Here is a 24,035-nt window from a genome sequence, read left to right as displayed (position 1 = left end):
CAAAACCAAAATAAAGATGACTAGAAGATATTATTAAAACAACAATTATTATTAAAATTTTTATTGCATTTATTTGCAACTACTGTTTTTGATCCTAGATATTTACATCCCTTATAAATAGTTTGAGATGAAAAATGAATAATATTACAATCACATAAATGATCTTTTATATAATTGCAATCATTTATGAAAAAATGATTATATCTAGTAAAATATCTATTAAAGAAATTTTTATTATTAATAATAAAATTTTTACCATTTATATTACAATGCTGATTACATTTTCTTACTTGTCCTGGTATTTGAATTACCTTGTTTCGATTCTTACATTGAAGTTTTCCTGAACATTGCATAGGACAGTGCATTCCTTGTACTGAGTTCATTTCTTGAGTCACTTCGGAATTTTGGAATCCTTGAAAAGATTGCATCCCTTGTGATTTCATTAATTCTTGATTATTTTGAACACCTTGAAACATATCTATGTTTCTTGAATTATTTGGTTTCATTTGAGATGCATTTTGTAAATCAGGATTTATATTAGGTAATCTTTCTTCTATATTTACTATATATTCTTGATTATCATATTGTTCTTGATTATTACATGAACAATTTTCATTATTCATGCTCATTATTTTAAAATAATCTTCATAACTGTAATTTGAATTATTATAGTTCATCTTAGTCCTCACTTTCTAAATATCTTTTGTTTATTTGATTATAATATATATTATTCTTTAGGTTTATATTGTTTCCTTAGTTTTTTTATTTCATTTATCATCATTTACGAGTATATTATTTAAGATATTATCTAATTATAGTAATAAAAAAGCATATAAGAATTCTAAAATTCCAATATGCTTCTTATTCCTATCCATTAAACTTTTTATAAAAATCTCCTTGGCTATTTAAATAATCCTCTATTTGAGTAAATGGTATTTTAAAAGTAATAACCCCAGCAGAATAAGGCCCTATTTTATATGGAGGATAATAAATATATAAATTATCTTTATCTATATAAAAGTCTTGACTCTCTGATATTCCTTTAAATGAACCAGGAAAAACATATTCATAACTAGGATCATTTTCTATAAATCCACTTATTATCTTATTTAAAATTGCTCTCCAATTTGTATCACTTTTAAATAAATCTTTTAGCTTATAAAATCTTCCTGTTAATAAGTCAATCGCACATGTTTTTCTTATTGGTGTTCCATTAACTGCTCCTAATGAATAATAGTATCCTAATAGATCTATTATTAATGAATTATCTTTGTAAAATAATATTTGAAAATTTCCGTAGTAATTATATGATAATACCTGATCCTCTATAATATTAGGCTCATTATCTATTACTTCTTCTTTTGCTGGTATATAAAATGATATTTTTCGTAATTTTGAATTAACTTCTTTTTCTACATTTTCATCATGTATCCCTTTCACTTGTGGAATATATATGAGATAATTAATATTAGGTTTATACTTATCAATTATTAATGAATATTTTTTGTCTAAAGGAAATTCTTTATTAGGCTGATAGATAAATTTATTATTTTTATCTAAATAATAAGGAGAGTAATCTATATTAGCATGTATAATTCCACCTTTAGCTCTAAGTTCACCACTTCCATCAACCATTGGTAGATTTTTTACTATTCTTCCATACCTATCTAAAAAAAATGTTTTTTTATCATCAGATCCATATGATAACCCATTTATATACATACCAATATTGAGATAAATAAATTTTGTTAAAAGAGTTCCAAGTGAATCTCCTATAGCATAAATACTTCTTGGAAATATACTATTATCTCCTATTGGTAAACCTAAAGCTATCTTCCCCTCACCTAAATGTTTTATATCACTATATATCTCACCATAAATCTGCCTTCCTAATTTGTCAATAACTCCATGTGTACAGATTATGTTGTTGTTACTTCTACTGACTACTGCTACCCCATCATTAAATCCTTTGGCATCACAATAAATCGGACTAATAACTATTTCTCCATCTCTATTTATATATCCATATGGGCCACCTAATAATATTGAAAATACCATTAAGTCTTCTCCATATGACCCAACATATTCAAAATTATAAGTATTACTAATATTAGCTTGTGTATCTATTAATGCAAATTCCCTATCTTTGATCTTTATCAATCCAAAGCCATCATTAAAATCATTTGCATGCATATATTTAACTTCAGTAATTTCCTTTCCATCTAAATCAATATATCCATATTTAGAGCTTTTACCATTCATTTTAGCTACAACTGCATATCCATCGTTGTAGTTTCCTATATAATCGTAGACTACATCCCTTAATTTATTTCCTTTTTCATCCAAAACCCCCATTTTAGATTTTTCAGTATAAATTGCCCTTCCTTCTTTATATGGATTTATATTATCAAATTGAGGATTTACATTGTAATTTCCCTTAATATCAATTATTCCAAACTTGTTATTTTCCTTAATTATTGCTAATCCAAATTCGTTAAAATCATATGCTCTTGTAAACTTAAACGGAATTATTACCTCACCATCTTTATTTATATAACCATACCTATCTCCATCGACAGTATTTTTAAGTGCAGGAAATAAATCAACTTCTCTTTTTTTAGTATTCTTCTTTTTACTTTGTTTATTATTTTTTCCCCTATTCATATAACCCCTCGAAAATTCATTAATAATGTATATTATATTTTTATATTTTTTATTCGATACAATATTATATATATTTAAAATAAATATTTTAACAAAAAAAATTCTTATTAACCGTAAGACTTCCACCAAAAGGCATAAAATATATTAATTTAGTGTATTCTTTAATTTAAATATTTATATAATTTATCACTTATATTTTTAATAAAATCCAATCTCTTATTTATGAATAAAAATAAATTTACTTTTAACTATCTTCATAACTACTTTCTTTTATACTTCTTTTTGTAACCCATTTTTCCCAATAATTATTCAATATTATTCAAATTAATTTTACTTATTATTTATGTAGTACTTTTATCTAATTTAAACTATAAAATCACATAAGAATCTATACAAAACTTTACCAATCTTTTAAGATCAAATATAAAAACATTATATTATCAACGATTCAATGAAATACAATTTGCAAAGGTGTAATATTAAACAAATATTAATTTTAATGAGAGATGCAAAATGAATAAAAAATCTACATTTATTACCTTCATAATTAATGTTATTTTTAAAAATAGTAAAAAATTTAAATAAGCATTTTACTTCCATTAATGTTTTAATTGATTATAGTTCATAACTAACCTCTTTTCATATCTTTAAATTTCATATGAAAAGAGATGCAGTTAGCTTATATAAATACGATTATTCGATAAAATCTACTATCCGACTATTATAGCTGCATCTAGTAACTACTTCGGATTATCATCATATTCGAAGCCTTCTATTTTAATATTTTATCTATTGAAACATCTTTCGGCTCAAATTTGAATTTTCCAATTTCTATATTAGGTTTTGTCTTTCCATGAAAATCACTTCCGCAAGTTATTATCATATTATTTTTTAAAGCCTTATCATAAAAGTAATCTATTTGCTCTTTTGTATGATAACTACTAAAAACCTCTATACCATCTATTCCTTCCTTTATTAATTCATCTATTTCATCTAAGTTATCTCTTAAATTGTTACCTGGATGAGCAATTATAGCTTCACCACCATTTTTATGAACTAATTCAATTGACTCTTTTAAACTTATAAATTTTATCGGAACATAAGCTGGTTTTCCTTGTGCAAAATAATCCCAATAAAAATTAACATAAGGCATATCACTTCTGCTTCCACCTTGTAAATATGGCTCTAATATAGCAGAGTTTCTATTTTCATTATCTTTTAATAGTATTTCAGCTATTAACTCACCAGTAACAACTCCATTTGATGATTTTTCAAGAACTTCCTCTTCACTTATATTTAAACCTGTATATTCTTTTATTAACCTTATCTTTTCTTTTGAAGCTTTTCTTTCTTGATTTAAAATATCTTCTTCAATATTATAGAAATCCTTTTCTTTATAATTTATATTGTATCCAAGTAAATGTAGGTTTATATCATTAAATGTACAATCTATTTCTATTCCTGGTATAACCTTTATATCTTTATCTCTACTATAATTTAAAGCTCTTTCCACAGCTTTTACTGAATTGTGATCACTTATAGAAATTATTTCAACATTATTTTTCATTGCTCTATCAACAATTTCTTCTGGAGTATATTCTCCATCATCACTAAAACATGAATGCATATGCAAATCTATCTTACTCATATCTGCCTCCTCGTAATTAATTCTTATTTAAAAATCATTTTATTTGCATTATATAATGATTTTTAAATAATTAGTTTTCAAATATAGATAATTTTATAACAAATTATCTATAAGATGTTATACAGTTAAATTATTATTTTCAGATAAAATGAATAAATCCGATTCATACAAATCGAAAGTAAAAAACTTTTCTTCTACTAAAAACTTTATAATTTCCCTATTTTGTAATTAGTAATTCCTATAAAATCGCTACCTTTTGGTCCAACAGTTCCATCTACATCAATATCCATTGGAATTACTTTTCTTGATCCATCATCATATTCAACTAAAGCAAAGCATACAATTGGTAATATAAAATCTCCATTTTCTTCACTAATATATTCAGAATAAATTTCTTTCGTATTTGGTATTATTTACATTATTTTATAATCCCCCATCTTTATCGCCTCTTTCTACTTATAATCCTCTAAAGTTTCATATCCACTATCTGTTACTAGTACAACAACTTTTCATTGATGCTATACCATAGAATCTACATTATAGACAGGCCATTTATTTTCTTCATTAACAACAAACGGATCAATCATCCAACACCAATCTCCATCAAGCCATACAGAATTCTGAAGTTTTTTACTTAACTCTTTACAAGTTGTAGTTTTACCTACCCCCATAGCTCAATTAACTATAACTAACTTTTTCTTCACTTTGAAAACCTCTTGTACTAAAAAATACTAAATACTATTAATCTTTTTTTCTAGCAGAAATTATTAACATCATTGGTCTACGAAGTTCATCTTGCATTTTAGTGTTACATAATAGCATTGACTCATCTGGCATTGGTTCTATAAGATTTGTTATTTCAAACCCATTTATAAGTAATCCATTTATATAAGTTGTCAAAGTTTTATGATATTTCATAACATCCTTACCTAAAAAGTTGCTTTTGCGAATTCCTTCTATAAAATAATTATCTACTGGCCAATATAATTTACTTTTCTCTTCATCATAGCACCAATCTTGGTTTCCATGTGCTGTAAATATTGGATGTTCAACTGAAAAGACAAAATCCCCACCTTTAGATAAACACCTATTTACCTTTTTACAAATATAATCAAAAGATTTTATATGATGAAATGCTAAAGAGCTAATTACAACATCAAAACTATTTTCTTGGTAATCTATATCTTCTATAGGTTTTCTGGTATATTCAATTAATGAAGAATTATTTATCCTCTTTGCTTCATTTAACATATTCTCTGATATATCTACCCCAACTACAGCTTTTGCCCCATGTTCAGCTGCATATTTACAGTGCCATCCAAAGCCACATCCTAAATCTAATACTCGTTTATCTGTAAAGCTAGGCAAAACCTTTTTTAACTCATGCCATTCGCCAGCAGATTTTAATCCATTTACTGAGCGTGGCATTTTTTTATATTCTTTGAAAAAACTTATATCATCATATTTATTTTCTTTCATTTTTACTCCTCCTATATGTGATTTTAACTTAAATTTATTTTTCCTCTTATTCTAAAAAAATTTGAAAGTCCATATCCCTGATTTGTATAATAATTAAAGACCCCCTCTAACTATTCACAATTAATTCTGTATTTATATCTATAATTAATTCATATATATTCTATTTAATAATATCATTAAATAAATTATTGTTAAAACTTACATTATATCCTTCAATAACTTTTCATAAGGAATTAAATATACATCATTAAATTTAACTTTTATTCTATTTAATAATTCTCTATACATTTAAAATCTTCCTCTATTATTTTATTAAATTAATTATTATTAAAATCATTAGGTTTATTATAGTTCAACTCATCTCTTAGTTATAAGATTTATCTATTTCATTGTGATTAACTTACTTTATTATTATTTAAACATGAAAATATTGCTCTATACTTAGTAACACTTATGTGATATTGAGAATATATTAAATTATATATAGAGAGGTGAATAATATGCCATTTTGGGGATTTAACAGATGTTGTTGTTGCTGCCGTAGATGTTGTAGATTCAATAGATGTTGTGGATTTAATAACTTCTGGGGAGGCTTTTGGTTTTAAGAGTATTATGAATTAATTTCTTACAATTTTTTAATAATAAACTAATATTAAATGGTGGATTTTATAGTCCACCTCTCTATAATATCTGATATAAATTATTTCTATTCTTAAAAGTAATCATCTTCAAATTATCAAATATTAATATAGATTTTATATCTTACTTGATCTCTTATTTTTTAACTTTATCTAAATACCATATTGAATATTTATTTTATATTTGATTAAAATAAGTATGAAAGGTGGTTAGATTATGAAAAAATCGATATTTGTATTTATAATTTCATTATCTTTGTTTTTTAGTACTTCTACACAATCTACTTACGCTATAAATTTATTTGAAGAAGGTGTTTATCAAGCTTCTGACTTAAATTTTTCTCCTCAAAATAAATATACAGTCCAAAATATATCTGAATCTAATAGTGTTTATTTACAAGTGTTTGATGAAAATCAAATTCTTGTTCAATCTATTCGTCTTACTCCTAAATCTGATAAATTTAACTTAACAGCCTTACTTCCAGATTACAGAATTGTTATAGTTGGTAAAGGTAATGTTTTCATTTCTTAAAGGCACTATAAAGTGTCTTTTAATTCTTATTATACAACTACTACGCTTATTATTTATTCTTAAAGCTAATTTGATCTATTATTAAAAATGTACAAAAGAGTAAGGTAAAACTATAATAATTGTAGATGCTATTATCATTAAATTTTAATAAGGAAAATAATATCATAAAACCAAATACAATACAAAATGTTCTTCTCATTACCTTTAAAAAGTTTCTCATTTTATTTCCATCCTATATATTTCTATAATTTATACTTTTTACATTAAATTTTACTCAAATTCATCTATAAAAATATAAGAATACAAATCTAACTAAATAATTTAATAAAATTCTTCTGTTCCTTTCTATAGATATAACCATTTCTTTCATAAAATCTATGTGCATCTTCCCTATCAATTCCTGAAACTAGCCTTATTCCAAAATATTTCTTTTCTATTGCTATTTCTTCTAATTTATCTATTAAGGCTGTTCCTACTCCATTTTTTCTATAAGATTCTTTGACTACAAATACTAAAATATTTATTAAAGAATCTGAGTATAGTAACTCATATTCACTACCATGTATATACCCAATTATATTATTATTTATGTAAGCTACTAAAATAATATCTTTCTTGTTTTCAATTATATATTTAATTTTTTTCCTTACTTTTTCTTCTTCATATAAATAACCTAATTCTTTATTAAGCATATATATATCTTTATAATCTGATATAGACACTCTTCTAATACTTACCATTTTATATCAATCCTTTAATTAATTTTTTATATTGAATCATTTATTTGTTTTTCAAATACTAAATCAAATTTCTTGATTTCGCCATTATTATAAAATTCTGTAGGTATTGCTGTAACAAATCTCCATCCTTCTTTACTTTACTTATCTATAATCTCTCTATGATCTGAAGGTCCTCTAAATAATCCATTAGTTTGAGCTTCTTTATACATATACTTGTACATACTTTCTCCTTCAATTAAGCTTAAATATAATATTTAATATATATATTATACAATATTTTATATTAAATGTAATTGTTATACATATTATTAATTATATTTTCAATTTCCAACTAAATAAGTTCAAATCTTTATTCCTATCAATAAAGCACTTAAGATATAAGCTTATTATTTTAATTATGAGAAAATGCTAAAAAGCCCAACATACTTCTAAGTTCTATGTTAGGCTAAAATACTTTATTGAATATTTATAATTTCTAGAAACAGATATATTTGTAATAGTACTTCTTTAAGTTTATTTTATCCTTATAAGTAAAAATTTATAAACTAGTTACTTTCTCTAATAAATTCCTTATAATCTAACCTCTAATCATATACTTTTGAAATAGTTTATCTGCCATTTCAGGATTAGATCCCTTTAAGTCATTTAAATATACAAGAGCACTTCCTTTATATTCTTTTTCTTCACCAAATAAGATAACTTCATAACAGCTTCTTAAAATATTTACAACACAATTCTCAAAATGATTTTCTTTACAACTTTTACAAGTTCTTAGAATATCTGCAACTCCATCCATTATGTACTCTTTATCATATATTCTTGTATCCATAATCGGAATATTCTTACATCCATCAATTACATATGTAACTTTATTAATCATACAATTTTTAATGCATTCTGTTCCATACCCAACTAAACATGTTTCTCTTTCGCATACTACACATATATTTTCAGAAAGGCAACAGGGGCTAAGCTTGTCTACCAATCTACTAAAATTTACATCTTCAAATGCAACTCCCATATTTTCATCCTCCATTTTAAAACACTTTATAAGAACATCTTATCCTTTACATTTATACATTCAATACATTAATATGTATTGAAACTTAAAATCATATATTATAAAATTATAATAATAATTAATCCCATTCTATATTATACCATTTTTATTTATTTTAACCAATAATAATACTATTATTATTGGTTAAAATAAATACTCTCCTGATAATCCCCTACTATTTTTTTATTTTTTATTAATAACTAATATTGAGTATTATATTTCAATAATGAAACTCCCAAGAACATTAATTTAATTCTTACTTTTATTTTTAAATAAAGCTATCTAATCGAACTAGATAGAATTATTAGATCTTCAGTAAGTAAATTGTCTATATATAATATTAATTATTCTCTCCTATTAATAATTTAACTAAATTCTTTAAGTTTTATATTATGACTTCTATTTTCTTTTATGATCATTTAATATAAATTTATAAAAAATACTCAACATATAAAATGATGTTGAGTATTTTCATTATATTATTTTTATATACTAGAATATTCTTCTTATTAAAATTATAAATTCTTTTAATAATTTATTTCTTTTATTTTTAGATGATTTATAAACTTCACTTCTAATTTCTATTGAACTTAATCTTTCATCTTTACAATATCTTTCAAAATCTATAGCGTTTTTTTCATTATTAACCATATTTGGATTAATAAATTCTCCGATAATAAACATATAAAATTCCTCCATTTCTATTTCTGTCACCTATTTCCATTTGGTTTTCTTTAACTTTTCTTAATTTGATCATTTAATAATATCCTCCTTTAAAATATTTTTATATAAAAATGACCCTAGTTTACCCAGGGTCATTAAATATCACTTTATTTAGCAATTAAGTGCATAAAAAAACCATGAGAATAATAACTCATGGTGGCACAATTAACAAATTAATATTCCGTAAAAAATTACAGATTATCTCCACTGGTAGAGCTACTAATAAAATATAGATTATATTCAATTTGATTTTTATTAGATTTTAAATTCATAAACATAACCCTACCTCCTTAATTTTATAAATAAATATTACTCTATTATTATATATCCTCATCCAATTTTTGTAAATAGTTAAATGTAAAAAGTTATAATTTTAGGAATTTTTATTAGTCAATTTGTACCGATACATTTGCACAATATTAATTTTAGTATTATTATCTATTTAATGTAATTACAGGTATTAATTGTTTAAAGGAGATTATTATGAGTAAATATGAATTAAATAAAAATCTTGCACAAATGTTAAAGGGTGGAGTAATTATGGATGTTACTACTCCTGAAGAAGCAATTATAGCTGAAAAGGCTGGAGCTTGTGCTGTAATGGCACTTGAAAGAGTACCTTCAGATATAAGAAAAGAAGGTGGTGTTGCCAGAATGTCTGATCCCAAAATGATTAAGGAAATTCAAGTTGCTGTGTCTATTCCAGTCATGGCAAAGGTTAGAATCGGTCATTTTGTTGAAGCACAAATTCTTGAAAGCCTAGCTATTGATTATATTGATGAAAGTGAAGTATTAACTCCTGCTGATGATTTATATCATATAAATAAGCATGAATTCAATGTACCTTTTGTTTGTGGTGCTAGAAACTTAGGAGAAGCTCTAAGAAGAATTGGTGAAGGTGCTTCAATGATTAGGACTAAAGGTGAAGCTGGCACTGGTAATATTGTTGAAGCAGTTAGACATCAAAGAACTATGATTTCAGATATAAGAAAAGTTCAATCTGCATCTAAAGAAGAACTTATGACTATAGCAAAAGAACTTAATGCTCCCTACAACTTAATTTTATATGTTCATGAAAATGGTAAACTACCTATTGTTAACTTTGCTGCTGGTGGAATTGCAACACCTGCTGATGCTGCTCTTATGATGCAATTAGGTAGCGATGGTGTATTTGTTGGTTCTGGTATTTTTAAATCTGAAAATCCTGAAGTAAGAGCCAAAGCTATAGTACAAGCTGTTACCTATTATAATGATACTAAAGTTCTAGCAGAAGTATCTTCTGGTTTAGGTGAGGCTATGAAAGGATTAACAATTGAAAGTCTTGAGGATAGATATGCAAAAAGAGGTTGGTAGTTTAATAATTGGAGTTTTAGCACTTCAAGGAGGAGTTAATGAACATGTTCATCATATTGAATCCATTGGTTGTAAATCTATTTTAGTTAAAAATGCCTTAGATTTATCATTAATTGATGGTCTCATTATACCAGGAGGAGAAAGCACAACAATATCAAAACTACTTAAACTAACAAATTTAGACTCAGAAATTATACAAAAAGCTAAACAAGGATTACCAATATGGGGAACCTGCGCTGGAATGATACTATTATCCAAAGAAATAGAAAATGATGAAAATGGACATCTTTCTCTAATCAATATAAGAGTAAAAAGAAATGCTTATGGAAGACAAATTGATAGTTTTGTAGCAAAAGATATTATAAATTCAATAGATTCATCTGAAGAATTTCCTATGGTATTTATAAGAGCACCTTATGTATCAAAAATACTATCCTCCCAAGTTGAAATTTTAGCATCTATTGATAATAATATTGTTGCAGTTCGTGAAGGAAATATATTAGCTACTTCATTTCATCCAGAACTTACTTCTGATTTAAGATTTCATAAATACTTTATAGATATTTGCATTAAAAATAAATTTAATTAAAAAGGCTTAGTCTCATAAATCTATTTAATATAAAATTTATTCAATTTTAAGTAAGCTTTATTACCTTAATAAAGCTAATCTCTTATTTTTATAAAGGGGCTCGTGTTTCACGATCCCCTTTTAAACCATTGATTTTACTTACTTAAAGATGTTTTTAAACTTAAATAGAAATTTTTATCTATTATTTATATATGCGAAAAAATGAATCTTTAATTGCTAATATCAAAATTTATTTTAATATAGCTCTTTTAAATTCTATAACATCTCATAATATCTTTTTGTTTATAATATTTAAGATATCACAAATCTAATATCATATGTATATCAAGAGGTTCTAAATCAAATAATTCTCTATTTATATCATTTGTAACTCTTGCTCCTAATGCAAAATTAAAATCTACAGTGTTCTTAAATGGAGTTGCTGATATATATAATCCTTTTGCTCCCATATTTACAGCATCTTTAGACATTAACTTTACTAATGATTTTCCTACTCCATGTTTCCGATAACTATTACTTATATATAGCATATCTAATTTAACCTTATCTAATTTTTCTCCAATTAGTTTGCTTTCTAAAGCAACAATTCCAACTATCTTATCATTTTTAAAAACTCCATCTATTTTTTCATGTCTTTCATATATATCTTTTAACCTATAAATATATTCATTTAGTTCTATTAGGTTCCAACCTTCTATATTATAAAATTTATTTACTATTTTTAACTTATTACTTTTATAATGATAAACCTCATTTACTATCTCTCTTCTATCAATATCTCATAATAAATTTAATTCTGACTTTTGAGTAACCTATATATCAAAATATCTTCTTTTCAATAATAATTATTTTCAAAATATTATTATATATATTTCTTATTTGCATTTGCATCTCATACCTAATTATTTGTAATTAAAATTCTTCTTATCTAATATATTAATATTATTCATACTAATTTTCTTATGATATCTATTAAATCATGCTTCTAAAAATTTGAAATACATCAAGTATTCCATATCCCCATTGAGGATTAGGATATATCTCTCCTTGTCTTTGGTATGTTCCTCTATCTAAATATGATTTTAAAGTTTGTGCAAAAAGATATGGATCATTACCTTTTATTATTCCCCATTCAAATAGTAATACACAAACACCAGCACATATAGCTTTTGCTGCTGAACTTCCTGAAAAAGTACTTACTCATCCTAAAGGTTTTGTTGTTAAAATATTTACTCCTGCAGTTATAACGTCAGGATTTATTAAACCATTAGAGTTGAATCCTCTCCCAGATTCAGAAATTCCTACATTTCTTTCGTTATTATAATATGCTACCGTTACAACTTTTCTTGCTGTCGAAGGTATAGTTAACTTTATATTTGGATCTGCTTCTAAAAATACAGTTCCTTCAGGTAAAACTTCTTTAGTCGGCAACCATATATCATATCTTCCATCAACTATATAATCCCCACTCAACTGTATTCTCCATATTCCTGATACTAAATTCCTAAATACTATTATTGCTTGATGCCCTGTAAAATGTTCTGGTATAAAATTATATAAACGCATTATTGTATTACTTAATACGAATTTTATTTCTTCTCCATTTTTTCTTTTAGATGAAATAAAATTAGATTTTTCTCTATCTGTAGATATTATATTTATAGACATTCTGTTGGGTCTTCGAATCCAAATATAAAAAGGCAAGTCAACCATAAACTTAGAAATTTTTAGTTCTATAGTTTTAATTTCTCCTAAACTCTTAATATATCCTGATGTATGTCCTTGAGCTGCTCCTTGGTTTCCCGTTCCACAAACAGAAATAATACCTCTATTTCTTCCAACATCAGTTATATATCTAGATGTTGGATATTGCCATCATGACTTCCCTCTGTTGTTCCTACCCCTATACAAATTACCATTGGTTTTTTAACTTTTAATGAATAGTTTTTTAAGTAATCTATTCCAGCCAAAATTTCGAAAGAATTATATAAATTCTTATCTTCAAGACTATTTTCTCTTAATACTTTTTAAAATTAAGAGACTCTAATAACTTTACTACAACAAATTCACAATCACTCGCTATTCCTTTTACATTATTATTATATCCTCGAGCACCAACTATACTTGCCATTTTGGTTCCGTGCCCAACAGTATCTCTATATGGAACAATACTATATGGATCTCCATTAGCTTTTGATAAACTTATTGCCCTATTTATCTCATCAGATGTAAATACATCTCCAATATAAACATTTTCATTTCTACCATTTAATATTGTTTGATCCCATATACTTTGTATTCTAGTTAATCCATCTTCTATAATAAACTCTTCATTTAAATAATCTATACCAGTATCTACTAGTCCAACCAAAACTTCTGTCCCTAAAAGATTTAAATACGGATTACCCTTTATTACATAAATTTCATCAACATCATTTGGATATATATCTTGAAGAACATAGGTACTTCTAGGTTCTAAAAAAATTATACTTTTAACTTCAGATAATAGCCTCATTAAATATTTAATTTATATATATAATATTCTAAAAAGTTCCTTCATCTTTAATTACTTATAATTTTTTTCTACATAGTTAATCCAATTATTTTTTAGTTCCTCAATTGATAAATCTAAAATATTTTCTATATCATTAGGAGATTTAATAACTTGAATTAACTTTTCATATCCAAATTCATTTACAATGAAACCTACTATAGATCCTGAATATAAATAACTAAATTGATTATTATAAAAATTATCATTTATATCATCTATAGTAATATCTGTATTTTGGTATAGATTTTCTCTTATAGCTTTCTTTTCATAATCTGTTATTTGATTAGCTTCATAAACTGATATACCTTCCATAAACCAAGTAGGTATATTATTTTCTTTTTTATTATTAATATTAAATGTTACTATATGCACAAACTCATGTACAATAACCTTAAGAAGTGATTCCTTGTTATGAATTGAACCTGGATTTAATGGTGATACCATTTTTATTGTATTGTCATATGCAACTCCAACTATTCCATCACTAGCATCTTCATTTCCAATAGCCTTATGAAATTCCTTTATATTCGGATAAATTGTTATTTCTACTTTTGTTTCTAAATTAGAGTCAAAACGCTCTATTATAGCACTATAATTATCATTCAATACTTCACTTAACTCCTTAATAGCCTTTGAATCATTTTCATTTGAATAATACTTAAAATATTTGTCTTCTTCTTGCAGTTTTATCTTATCTTCAATAGTTCCTAACTTTCTATAACCAAAAGTAATAATAATTATCATAATTAATATAAATATCCCTAGTATTGAAACCTTTTTATTCATACTATACCCCTAGGAACTTTCTAATTTCCTTTAAATTATCTCTGCTCGTCCAATCTGATACATTATCCATTGACTCTACAAGCGCCTTTTCCCAAGGCTCAAATTGAGATGAATCCTTTTTTCTTAAAACTCCCTTTAACATCCCAATTAGTAATTTATCCTTAAATGTCATATTCTTTAAATCAAACATTCCCCTTAAATAAAAAAGTTTAATATTTTCTAAATCTCCAGATAAATTATATTCCTTTAGATGATTATAAGCTTTTTCATCATATGGTGATGCTCCAACTGCAAATATTGTTATATTTTTATCTTTTAACTTACTATAATTTTTTTTAATAAAAGATAATCCAGCTATTCCAGAAGCATAAATTCCTCCACCGTAAATAATAGTATCATAACTATTAAGAATTTCAACTTTACAGTTGTCTTGCAAATATAAATCTGCTCCAATATCTTCTGATAACCATTCTGCATATTTTTTTGTTGCCCCATACTTACTTTTATATACAACTGCTATCTTTGACATACAACCTTTCCCCCTTATATTTATATTTATTTTTTTATTTATTGCTTATATAAGTTTATTTATAATTATTTTAGCTCTAGCTTCACTTTTTTTAATTATTGATATCTGAATCCTTGTATAGAACCTTTTAATCCATATATCTATTAATTCATAATAAGTAATCATCTATTTTATCCATTCCAAATCTTCCATTCTAACTATATAGACATCATGCATCTATAAATTCTCTCTTTCAGTTGAGTTAATCTAAATTACTAATGTCATTTTCCTACTTTACTTGTCTAAAAAAATATTTGAAATATAGCCATTGAGAAAATTACAATCCCTATGATAATTGAAAATATTCCAACACTTTTATTTCTTCTTCTAACTGCATTTGAATTTGTTCTATTTGATAGTTCCATTTGGCTTATCCCTGAAAACAGTTCACTTAAGCCTAGAGCTATCATTACAAAGTCAAACTTTATATATCCTCCAAAATACATTCCAATTAATAATAATGTCATTACAGAAAAAATAACGGCTGTTATTGACCATATTTTTTTATTTATCTCCATTTGTATTTTCCTTTCTCATCTTTATTAACTTAAAATTTATTAGATATTTTCAATATTAATTATACACAAATATCTAAATTCATTAAACATAATTTACCATTTTAAATTCTTAATATTTCTTAATTTTGCAAAATTAAAAGATTGAGGATTTCCTCAATCTTAACTACTCTTATCTATTCATTTCTACTAATATAATATGTAAATATAAATCCACCAATTCCAAGAATCACACCTATTACACTGCTTAATCCATCAACTCCTGGAAATACTGAAAATACTGATCCTAATATAAATCCAAATATTAGTATATATGTTTGCTGTGGATATTTTAATAACAGCATTTCTATTATTTTAGCAGTTGCTAATGTACCAACTATTCCACCTATTGCAATTGGTATTAAAACTGGAATATTCATTTGTACTACTGCTGTTATAACTGTATTATATAATCCTAATACGTATAGCATAAATGATCCACTTATACCAGGTAAGATAAGAGCTATTGCTACTACTACTCCCCCAATAAATAGCCATAAAAAATTACCTATACTTAATGACGTGATTATTGCTGATGCATCATTATTTGGAGTGCCCATCATCAAAACTATAATTATACCAGCAACCAAATATAAAAAGCTACTTCTCTTAAATCCTTTAACTGTTGCTTTTCTAAACATAAGCGGTGCTCCACCTAATATTACACCGATAAATAAATATCCAACAGGAATAGGGAAATTATCAAATAATGTTTTAACAACATTACTAAATAAAAATATTCCTACAACTGCTCCAATTCCCACTTGCATCAATATCTTATATTGATTTTTAAAATCTTTAATAATATTATTTACTGCATGAAGTAACTTATCATATATTCCAAGAATCATTGCAATAGTTCCACCACTAACTCCAGGAACAATTTGCGATATACTAATTGCCACTCCTTTTAAAAAGTTTTTTAAAAATTCCATATCTACACCTCTGCTATAAAATCACATTGTATTATTTTCCATACTAGCATACCCTATACAAAAAAGTCAAAACTCTTAACATATATTTAACATAAGTATTTATTGTTTTATATTTATATAATTTTAATCTTATTTTATATTCTAAAACATCTATGCTACCTATCTACACATTTTCCAGTTCATTCATATTAATATTATAAATTATAACATTAATTTTATAATATAATACATTAAAAATTCTAAGGAAAATAAACATTTAAAAAAGTTATTCTAAAAAATTTCTTAAAATAAATTTAATAAATTATAAACTCCTAAATATCTACTTTATTTTTATATAATTTATATTTTTATAGACCTATCTTATCTATTACGATATGATAATGTACTTTTATTATCAAGACTTAATGTTATAATAATGTTTAAGTGTAAAATTATAATAAAGGACTGATGATATTGATAAAACTAATACACTTTATGAAGGATTATAAAAAAGAAGCTATACTTGGTCCAATATTTAAATTAATAGAAGCAATTTTAGAATTATTTGTTCCTATAGTTATGGCTAAAATCATTGACGTAGGAGTAAGAAATAGTAATATAAGTTATATATTCAAAATGGGTGGTATCCTTATACTTCTTGGAGTTAGCGGACTTGGCTTTGCTTTAATTTGTCAGTACTATGCTTCTGTAGCATCTCAAGGTGTTGGTACTTCAATTAGAAGTGCTTTATTTAAGCATATTAATAAGCTTTCTCATACTGAAATTGATAAGATAGGTGCTCCAACATTAATAACTCTCTTAACAAATGACGTAAATCAAATCCAAACTGGTGTAGCAATGATAATAAGATTAGGATCCAGGGCCCCATTCATAATAATCGGCTCGACTATTATGGCAATAGCTTTAGATTTAAAACTTTCTATAATCTTTATAGTTACCACTCCTCTTATTGCACTTGTAATTTATTTTGTAATGAGCAAATCACTTCCTTTATATAAAATAATTCAAAATAAACTTGATAATATTTCTTTAATAACTAGAGAAAATCTCGAAGGTACAAGAGTTATTAAAGCTTTTTCTAAAGAAGAAAATGAAAAGTTAAGATTTAAAGATGCTAGTAATGATTTAAGTGACACCTCTATTAATGTTGGAAAAATATCTGCTCTCCTTAACCCAATTACATATATAATTATGAATTTATCTATAGTTGCTATATTATGGTTTGGTGGAATCAGAGTAAATTCTGGTTCATTGACTCAAGGTGAAGTAATAGCCTTTGTTAATTATATAACTCAAATTCTTCTTGCATTGATAGTTTTTGCTCAATTAGTAGTTATATTAACTAAAGCTTCTACATCAGCTACTAGAGTAAGTGAAATATTAGAAATAAAATCTACGATAGTAGAAAAGGACAATATAAAAACTCATAGTAGTAAGTCAGAAGCAGCATTTATTGAGTTTAAAAATGTTTTCTTTTCATATGCTGACTCTAATGAATATTCATTAAGCAATATATCACTGACTATTAATAAAAATGAAACTATTGGAATTATAGGAGGTACTGGTTCTGGAAAATCTACTCTTGTAAATTTAATTCCAAGATTTTATGATGCTACAAAAGGACAAGTACTTATAAATGGAACAGATGTTAAAGATTATACTCTTAATAGACTTAGAAGCATGATTGGTATAGTTCCTCAAAAAGCTATTTTATTTAAAGGAACATTGATGGAAAATCTAAAATGGGGAAAAAAATATGCAACTATCGATGAGATAGAAACTGCTTTAGAAATTTCTCAATCATCATCCTTTGTCCAGGCTTTTCCTGAAAAATATGATACAAATATACTTCAAAGTGGTAAAAATTTATCTGGAGGCCAAAAACAAAGGCTTACAATTGCAAGAGCTTTAGTTTCTAATCCGGAAATACTTATATTAGATGATAGCTCAAGTGCATTAGATTTTGCTACAGATGCAAGCCTAAGAAAAGCATTAAAAGAAAAGGTAAAAAATACTACAGTAATAATGGTCTCTCAAAGAGCTAGTAGCATTAAAAATGCTGATAAAATAATAGTTCTAAATAATGGCGAAATAGTTGGTATCGGCAAACATGATTATCTAATTAACAATTGTGAAGTATATAAAGAAATTTGTTCTTCTCAATTAAAAAATTAGGAGGTAACTTCATATTATGAATATTTCATTAGTAAAAAGAATTATAAAATATACTAAACCTTATAATAAATATATAATTATTGCTTTTTTTAGCGCAATAATTAATATAACTCTTACCCTTTTAACGCCAATTATTATAGGTGAAGGAGTAGATTTAATAATAGGTCAAGGAAATGTAAACTTTAATCGATTATTTAAAATACTAATTCCACTTTCATTAACAGTTATATTTTCTTCTATTTTTCAGCTTGTTATGACTAGATGTACTAATATTGTAAGCTATAAGACTATTAAAGATATAAGAGTTGATGTATTCAATAAACTAAATGCTTTACCATTAAAATATATAGATAGTAATTCTCATGGATCTATAATAAATGGAGTAATTAATGATATAGAAATTGTATCCGATGGTCTTTTGCAAGGATTTTCCCAACTTTTTACTGGAGTAATAACTATAATTGGAACACTAATATTTATGATTTCAATAAATATTAAAATTGCTCTTATAGTAGTTATAATTACTCCACTATCATTATTTACAGCTTCTACTATAGCCAAATATTGCCACTCTATGTTTAGAAAGCAATCACAAGTTCGTGGTGAACTAAGTGGATATGTTGAAGAAATGATAGGAAATCAAAAAGTAGTTAAAGCATTTTCCTTTGAAGAGCGCTCACAAGAAACCTTTGAAGAAATAAATAAAAGATTATATAAATATGGACAAAAAGCTCAATTTTATTCTGCATTAACCAATCCTTGTACAAGATTTGTTAACGGAATTGTTTATGCTGCTGTAGGAATAATTGGTGCTATTAGTGCTATTAATGGTACTATAACAATAGGTCAGCTTTCATCATTCTTAAGTTATGCTAATCAATATACTAAACCATTTAACGAAATATCAGGTGTTATTACAGAACTTCAAGCTGCCTTTGCATCTGCAAGTAGAGTTTTTAAGATTTTAGATGAAAATGAGGAAATTCCAGATTGTAAAAATTCAATTAACTTAACATCTTGTGAAGGTTATATAGATATAAATAATGTTTCATTTTCATATAGCAATGATAAAAATTTAATTGAAAACTTTAATTTAAAAGTTAAACCTGGAGATAAAATAGCAATAGTTGGTCCTACTGGTTGTGGAAAAACTACACTAATTAATTTGCTTATGAGATTTTACAACATAAATTCTGGAGAAATCAATATAGATAATATCAATATAGATAATATTACTAGAAGTAGCACTAGAGGTTTATATGGAATGGTTCTTCAAGATACATGGCTATATTCTGGAACAGTTAGAGAAAATATAGCTTATGGAAAACCCGATGCTTCTTTGGAAGAAGTAATATTAGCTGCTAAAAATGCTCATGCTCATAAATTTATAATGAATTTACCTAATGGCTATGATACTATCCTTACCGATGATAGTTCTTTATCTCAAGGTCAAAAACAGTTACTATGTATTGCTAGAGTTATGTTATCTAAACCTCCAATGCTTATCTTAGATGAAGCAACTAGTAGCATAGACACACGTACAGAAATTTATATACAAAGAGCATTTAATAAATTAATGGAAGGTAGAACAACTTTTATTGTAACTCATAGACTTTCAACTATCCGTGAAGCTGATTTGATTCTTGTTATGAATAATGGAAAAGTTATAGAACAGGGAAATCATGATGAACTATTAAATAAAGGTGGATTCTATGCTAATTTATATAATAGTCAATTTGCTTTAATATAAGTAAATAGGATGTAATAATAATATTTTTGATAGTAAAAATTATTATTACATCCTTTATTTAACTTTTATTTATTTTTTCTAATGAATCCTTAGATATCCCATCAGCTTTTAAATACCTACAAAATTTATCTAATGATATTTTAACAGCATCTACACAATTATTTGTTATTTTATAACTATCTTCCCACCACCAATTTTTTATTACTAATGGTTCATTTCCTCTATGAAGTTCTGGTTCAAATCTTGCTACAAATTTATCTCCATATAGAATAGGTAAAACGTAATATCCATATTTTCGCTTATCTACAGGCTTATATACTTCCCAAGTATAATCAAAATTAAAAATATCTCTAGTTAATTTTCTATCCCAAATTATATTATCTAGTGGAGCTAAAATTTTTATATTATTTTCATTTATGCGATTAGAGTCATTTAAAATCGATATATCCTCTTTTCTTAAATAAAAGTTTTCTTTTAAATTTTCTACCTTTATAAAAATTAGTTCGCCCTCTTCTACCAATTCATTTAATATTCTTATTCTTAGATTTTTATGATAAACATAATTTCCTAGCCAGCCCTCTCCATTTCTATCCCAATATACCCCTATGCTTCCTATTCTTCTTTTAAAGTACCATTTATAAAACTCATCATCTTTTTTGAAAGGATCTACTTTAGATATTATTTCTTTAGGTAATAGCCTTTCAATTAAATCATATATCTTTTGAGTATTTTTCTTTTCCTTTACTCCAAGTACCCCCATATTCCACATGTAATCCATTGTGGCACTTGAAAGTTTTCCATGACCCCATTTTCCTTTTTCTACAAACCCTAGATCAATTTTGGATGGACTAGTTGCCCCATTTTTTTCAATATATTCTTTTACAGTATCAACATAATTTATTGCATTAATTGAAGCTCTATTTCTTAGTACACCTTCAACTTCCTTTTTCCTTTCTAATCTTACTCGTCTAAAATATCGCCAATCTTCAGCAGAATAAATAGCCATCATTTTATCCCATCTATCTATTAACTCCCTTTTCTTATAAAGCAAATCCTCTAGCATTATAGGATCATAATCTTCAATTCTCGATTGCATAACAAGATCTGCATTTCTTCCTACAACATTTAATGGATCATATTGAACGCATCCTACTCTTTTTATAAAATCTTTAATCCCTTCTTCTCCAATAAAAGTATTATTCGTGTATAGACCTTGATATACTACTAGGAATTTTCTTAGCTCTTCCTTTGACATAGTAATTACTTTCATATTTTTACCTCTCAAAAATTTAATATATATTTAATTTAACGTTACTTTCATATAACACCAAATTATTCAGTTTAATCTCTTATAGGTAAATTTATTTTATAATAATATAATTTAAATTTTATATTTATTTAACACTTCATTATCCTTAGTATTTTCTTCTAAGATTTTTGTGTTATTGCAACTAACCGTAAATACAGATAAGCTAGCCAAAATAAGCAACAATATTTTTCTCATTATAAAAAAACCTCTATGTACTATTTTATTATATATTACATGGAAGTTTTTACATAGTTTATTTAAGTTGTTACAAAGTTATTAAATGTAAATATTAATTCTATAATTTTATATAGTTTGACTAAAATTTTATATTTTCTTGTATAATCATTGCTATACTTTTATTGCAATTATATAATAATTATTTGTATGAAAAATTCATATTTATTTTCTAAATTTGAAATAAAGTTGATAATATTTTTTTATAATGTTATTATTGAAAATGTTTGTACAATTTTGAAATTAATAAAATATGTTTAATTTTTATAGGTTTATATAAAGGGGGCTTATTTATGACAAAAGATATGACAACAGGAAATCCTGTAAAACTAATTTTAACATTTTCTATTCCTTTACTTATAGGTAATATATTTCAACAGTTTTATAGTATGGCTGACACTATAATAGTTGGTCGCTTTCTTGGTGTTAAGGCATTAGCCGCAGTTGGATCTACTGGCGCTATGGCTTTTTTAGTTAATGGCTTTGTTATTGGACTAACTAGTGGCTTTGCTGTTTTAGTTTCACAAAAATTTGGTGCTAATGATGAAGAAGGTGTAAAAAAAGCTTATGCTAGTTCTTTAGTTTTATCTGGTATTATGACTATAATAGTTACTATAATTAGTGTTGCTTCTGCCAAATCATTACTTGAGCTTATGAATACACCTGCCGATATAATGGATGATTCCTTAGCATATATAATAGTAATTTATGCTGGTAATATAGCAATAATCTTTTATAATATGTTTGCAAGCATTTTAAGAGCTTTAGGTGATAGTAAAACTCCACTATACTTCCTAATTATAGCTTCAATACTAAATATAATTTTAGATATTGTATTTATTGTTAATTTTTCAATGGGAGTAGCTGGTGCTGCTTATGCAACTATTATTTCTCAATCTATATCTGCTATATTATGTGCAATATATATAATTAAAAGATTCCCTATATTGAGACTAAAAATGAGTCATTGGAAAGTAAGAAAAATCTTTGTTAAAAGTCAATTAAGAATTGGTATCCCAATGGCACTTCAATTTTCAATAACAGCTGCTGGAGCTATGGTTCTTCAAGGTGCTTTAAATAATTTCGGTTCTAAAATAATAGCTTCATATACTGCTGCTTCTAAAGTCCAACAACTAGTTATGCAACCTGCTGTTACATTTGGTGTTGCTATGGCTACTTATTCTGGACAAAACCTTGGTGCAGGAAGAATAGATCGTATTAAAGAAGGAGTTAAAAAATGCACAATTATTAGTATTATTGTAAGTATAATATCAACAATTATAGTAATTTTATTTGGTGGTGCTTTTACAAAGCTATTTATGGATGGAAGTGATTTAGAAGTAATAGAATATGCAAGACATTACTTAAATACAGTTTCCATATTCTATATACCTTTAGGATTAATTTTTATATATAGAAATACTCTTCAAGGAATTGGGGATAGTTTTGTACCTATGATGGCTGGAGTTGCAGAGATGGTAGCTAGAACAGTTGTTGCCTTTACATTGCCAAGCATAATTGGATTTACTGGAATTGCTTTAGCTGATCCCGCTGCTTGGTTTGCTGCTGCCGTCCCCCTTGGAATTACTTACTTTAAAAGAATCAATATAATTTTAAAAGAAAAACAATTAGCTGCATAGAACAAAAGGTGTTTAAATTATTAGAAACAATTTAGACACCTTTTTATTTATAATATTAATTTAAATTTATAAACACAGAAAATAATAATTTAAATAAAAAAGAA

At 25.7% G+C, this 24,035-nt stretch carries 22 protein-coding genes and 2 pseudogenes; 6 read left to right on the top strand and 18 right to left on the bottom strand.

The genetic code is table 11. The features are described 5' to 3' along the window. Nucleotides 1-20: 20 nt before the first annotated feature. The 5 genes and pseudogenes from CSBG_RS07960 to CSBG_RS07940 form a co-directional block, all read right to left on the bottom strand. Entirely contained in the window at nucleotides 21-677 is a 657-nt protein-coding gene (locus CSBG_RS07960; protein WP_008678557.1) for a hypothetical protein, read from the bottom strand. Between the two features lie 190 nt (nucleotides 678-867). After that, complete coding sequence (locus tag CSBG_RS07955; RefSeq protein ID WP_035285186.1) at nucleotides 868-2,664, bottom strand: WG repeat-containing protein; 1,797 nt, start codon at nucleotides 2,662-2,664, stop codon at nucleotides 868-870. Between the two features lie 772 nt (nucleotides 2,665-3,436). After that, nucleotides 3,437-4,312: a PHP domain-containing protein gene (locus tag CSBG_RS07950; RefSeq protein WP_008678552.1), complete on the bottom strand. Its 876-nt coding sequence runs from the start codon at nucleotides 4,310-4,312 to the stop codon at nucleotides 3,437-3,439. 551 nt (nucleotides 4,313-4,863) lie between these two features. Beyond that, nucleotides 4,864-4,983, bottom strand: a pseudogene (locus CSBG_RS07945) (nucleotide kinase); the annotation flags it as partial. A gap of 70 nt (nucleotides 4,984-5,053) precedes the next feature. Then, nucleotides 5,054-5,791 carry a class I SAM-dependent methyltransferase gene (locus CSBG_RS07940; RefSeq protein ID WP_008678550.1) on the bottom strand — a complete coding sequence of 246 codons (738 nt, stop codon included), beginning with the start codon at nucleotides 5,789-5,791 and terminating at the stop codon, nucleotides 5,054-5,056. Nucleotides 5,792-6,646: 855 nt separating this feature from the next. On the opposite strand from CSBG_RS07940, the gene CSBG_RS07935 reads away from it, so the two are divergent. Next, a complete protein-coding gene (locus tag CSBG_RS07935) occupies nucleotides 6,647-6,961 on the top strand; it encodes a hypothetical protein (RefSeq protein WP_008678548.1) in 315 nt (104 codons plus the stop codon). Nucleotides 6,962-7,269: 308 nt separating this feature from the next. Here CSBG_RS07935 and CSBG_RS07930 read toward each other — a convergent pair whose 3' ends face one another. The 4 genes and pseudogenes from CSBG_RS07930 to CSBG_RS07920 all read right to left on the bottom strand — a co-directional run bounded on the left by CSBG_RS07930 (nucleotide 7,270) and on the right by CSBG_RS07920 (nucleotide 9,445). Then, the gene (locus CSBG_RS07930) at nucleotides 7,270-7,701 is read right to left on the bottom strand and encodes a GNAT family N-acetyltransferase (protein ID WP_008678546.1); all 432 of its coding nucleotides are present in this window, start codon (nucleotides 7,699-7,701) and stop codon (nucleotides 7,270-7,272) included. A gap of 26 nt (nucleotides 7,702-7,727) precedes the next feature. After that, nucleotides 7,728-7,823: pseudogene (locus CSBG_RS19030) on the bottom strand (hypothetical protein); the annotation flags it as partial. Nucleotides 7,824-8,278: 455 nt separating this feature from the next. Then, nucleotides 8,279-8,722 carry a hypothetical protein gene (locus CSBG_RS07925; protein ID WP_008678543.1) on the bottom strand — a complete coding sequence of 148 codons (444 nt, stop codon included), beginning with the start codon at nucleotides 8,720-8,722 and terminating at the stop codon, nucleotides 8,279-8,281. A 531-nt stretch (nucleotides 8,723-9,253) separates the two neighbouring features. Continuing rightward, entirely contained in the window at nucleotides 9,254-9,445 is a 192-nt protein-coding gene (locus tag CSBG_RS07920; protein WP_035285180.1) for a hypothetical protein, read from the bottom strand. A gap of 522 nt (nucleotides 9,446-9,967) precedes the next feature. On the opposite strand from CSBG_RS07920, the gene pdxS reads away from it, so the two are divergent. Together pdxS and pdxT are read left to right on the top strand one after the other, a co-directional pair. Then, nucleotides 9,968-10,837, top strand: coding sequence for a pyridoxal 5'-phosphate synthase lyase subunit PdxS (pdxS, locus tag CSBG_RS07915; protein ID WP_008678539.1), 870 nt, complete (start codon nucleotides 9,968-9,970; stop codon nucleotides 10,835-10,837). After that, nucleotides 10,818-11,426, top strand: coding sequence for a pyridoxal 5'-phosphate synthase glutaminase subunit PdxT (pdxT, locus tag CSBG_RS07910; protein WP_008678537.1), 609 nt, complete (start codon nucleotides 10,818-10,820; stop codon nucleotides 11,424-11,426). The genes pdxS and pdxT overlap by 20 nt, the downstream gene beginning before the upstream one ends. Before the next feature lie 299 nt (nucleotides 11,427-11,725). On the opposite strand, the gene CSBG_RS18940 is transcribed toward pdxT, so the two are convergent. The 8 genes from CSBG_RS18940 to CSBG_RS07880 all read right to left on the bottom strand — a co-directional run bounded on the left by CSBG_RS18940 (nucleotide 11,726) and on the right by CSBG_RS07880 (nucleotide 16,823). After that, entirely contained in the window at nucleotides 11,726-12,070 is a 345-nt protein-coding gene (locus CSBG_RS18940; protein WP_268875684.1) for a GNAT family N-acetyltransferase, read from the bottom strand. A 556-nt stretch (nucleotides 12,071-12,626) separates the two neighbouring features. Next, a complete protein-coding gene (locus tag CSBG_RS17925) occupies nucleotides 12,627-13,139 on the bottom strand; it encodes a hypothetical protein (protein WP_008678533.1) in 513 nt (170 codons plus the stop codon). 134 nt (nucleotides 13,140-13,273) lie between these two features. Further along, entirely contained in the window at nucleotides 13,274-13,396 is a 123-nt protein-coding gene (locus CSBG_RS18935; protein ID WP_268875683.1) for a hypothetical protein, read from the bottom strand. A gap of 47 nt (nucleotides 13,397-13,443) precedes the next feature. Then, nucleotides 13,444-13,941 (bottom strand): S8 family serine peptidase, encoded by a 498-nt coding sequence (locus CSBG_RS17920; protein WP_008678532.1) that lies wholly within the window; start codon nucleotides 13,939-13,941, stop codon nucleotides 13,444-13,446. A gap of 51 nt (nucleotides 13,942-13,992) precedes the next feature. Continuing rightward, on the bottom strand, nucleotides 13,993-14,766 hold the full coding sequence (locus tag CSBG_RS17915; protein WP_008678530.1) for a peptidase MA family metallohydrolase: 774 nt from the start codon (nucleotides 14,764-14,766) through the stop codon (nucleotides 13,993-13,995). Between the two features lies 1 nt (nucleotide 14,767). After that, nucleotides 14,768-15,295, bottom strand: coding sequence for a flavodoxin domain-containing protein (locus tag CSBG_RS07890; RefSeq protein ID WP_008678528.1), 528 nt, complete (start codon nucleotides 15,293-15,295; stop codon nucleotides 14,768-14,770). A gap of 281 nt (nucleotides 15,296-15,576) precedes the next feature. Further along, nucleotides 15,577-15,852: a hypothetical protein gene (locus CSBG_RS07885; protein ID WP_008678527.1), complete on the bottom strand. Its 276-nt coding sequence runs from the start codon at nucleotides 15,850-15,852 to the stop codon at nucleotides 15,577-15,579. A gap of 173 nt (nucleotides 15,853-16,025) precedes the next feature. Next, complete coding sequence (locus tag CSBG_RS07880) at nucleotides 16,026-16,823, bottom strand: DUF368 domain-containing protein (RefSeq protein ID WP_008678526.1); 798 nt, start codon at nucleotides 16,821-16,823, stop codon at nucleotides 16,026-16,028. 453 nt (nucleotides 16,824-17,276) lie between these two features. Between CSBG_RS07880 and CSBG_RS07875 the strand changes: the two genes are divergently transcribed. Both CSBG_RS07875 and CSBG_RS07870 read left to right on the top strand, forming a co-directional pair. Then, nucleotides 17,277-18,998 carry an ABC transporter ATP-binding protein gene (locus CSBG_RS07875; protein ID WP_008678525.1) on the top strand — a complete coding sequence of 574 codons (1,722 nt, stop codon included), beginning with the start codon at nucleotides 17,277-17,279 and terminating at the stop codon, nucleotides 18,996-18,998. Between the two features lie 16 nt (nucleotides 18,999-19,014). Further along, nucleotides 19,015-20,748, top strand: coding sequence for an ABC transporter ATP-binding protein (locus CSBG_RS07870; RefSeq protein ID WP_008678524.1), 1,734 nt, complete (start codon nucleotides 19,015-19,017; stop codon nucleotides 20,746-20,748). 58 nt (nucleotides 20,749-20,806) lie between these two features. Here the strand turns inward: CSBG_RS07870 and CSBG_RS07865 are convergent, their stop codons facing one another. Next, entirely contained in the window at nucleotides 20,807-22,018 is a 1,212-nt protein-coding gene (locus CSBG_RS07865; RefSeq protein WP_008678523.1) for a winged helix DNA-binding domain-containing protein, read from the bottom strand. Nucleotides 22,019-22,584: 566 nt separating this feature from the next. Here CSBG_RS07865 and CSBG_RS07860 point away from each other — a divergent pair. Continuing rightward, nucleotides 22,585-23,931, top strand: a complete 1,347-nt coding sequence (locus CSBG_RS07860; protein WP_008678521.1) for an MATE family efflux transporter — start codon at nucleotides 22,585-22,587, stop codon at nucleotides 23,929-23,931. Nucleotides 23,932-24,035: the final 104 nt, after the last annotated feature.

The sequence above is a fragment of the Clostridium sp. 7_2_43FAA genome (genome assembly GCF_000158375.2).
Lineage (GTDB): Bacteria > Bacillota > Clostridia > Clostridiales > Clostridiaceae > Clostridium > Clostridium tertium.
The sequence above is the reverse complement of the archived record's forward strand: the minus strand, read 5'-3'. Positions and strand labels throughout refer to the sequence as shown.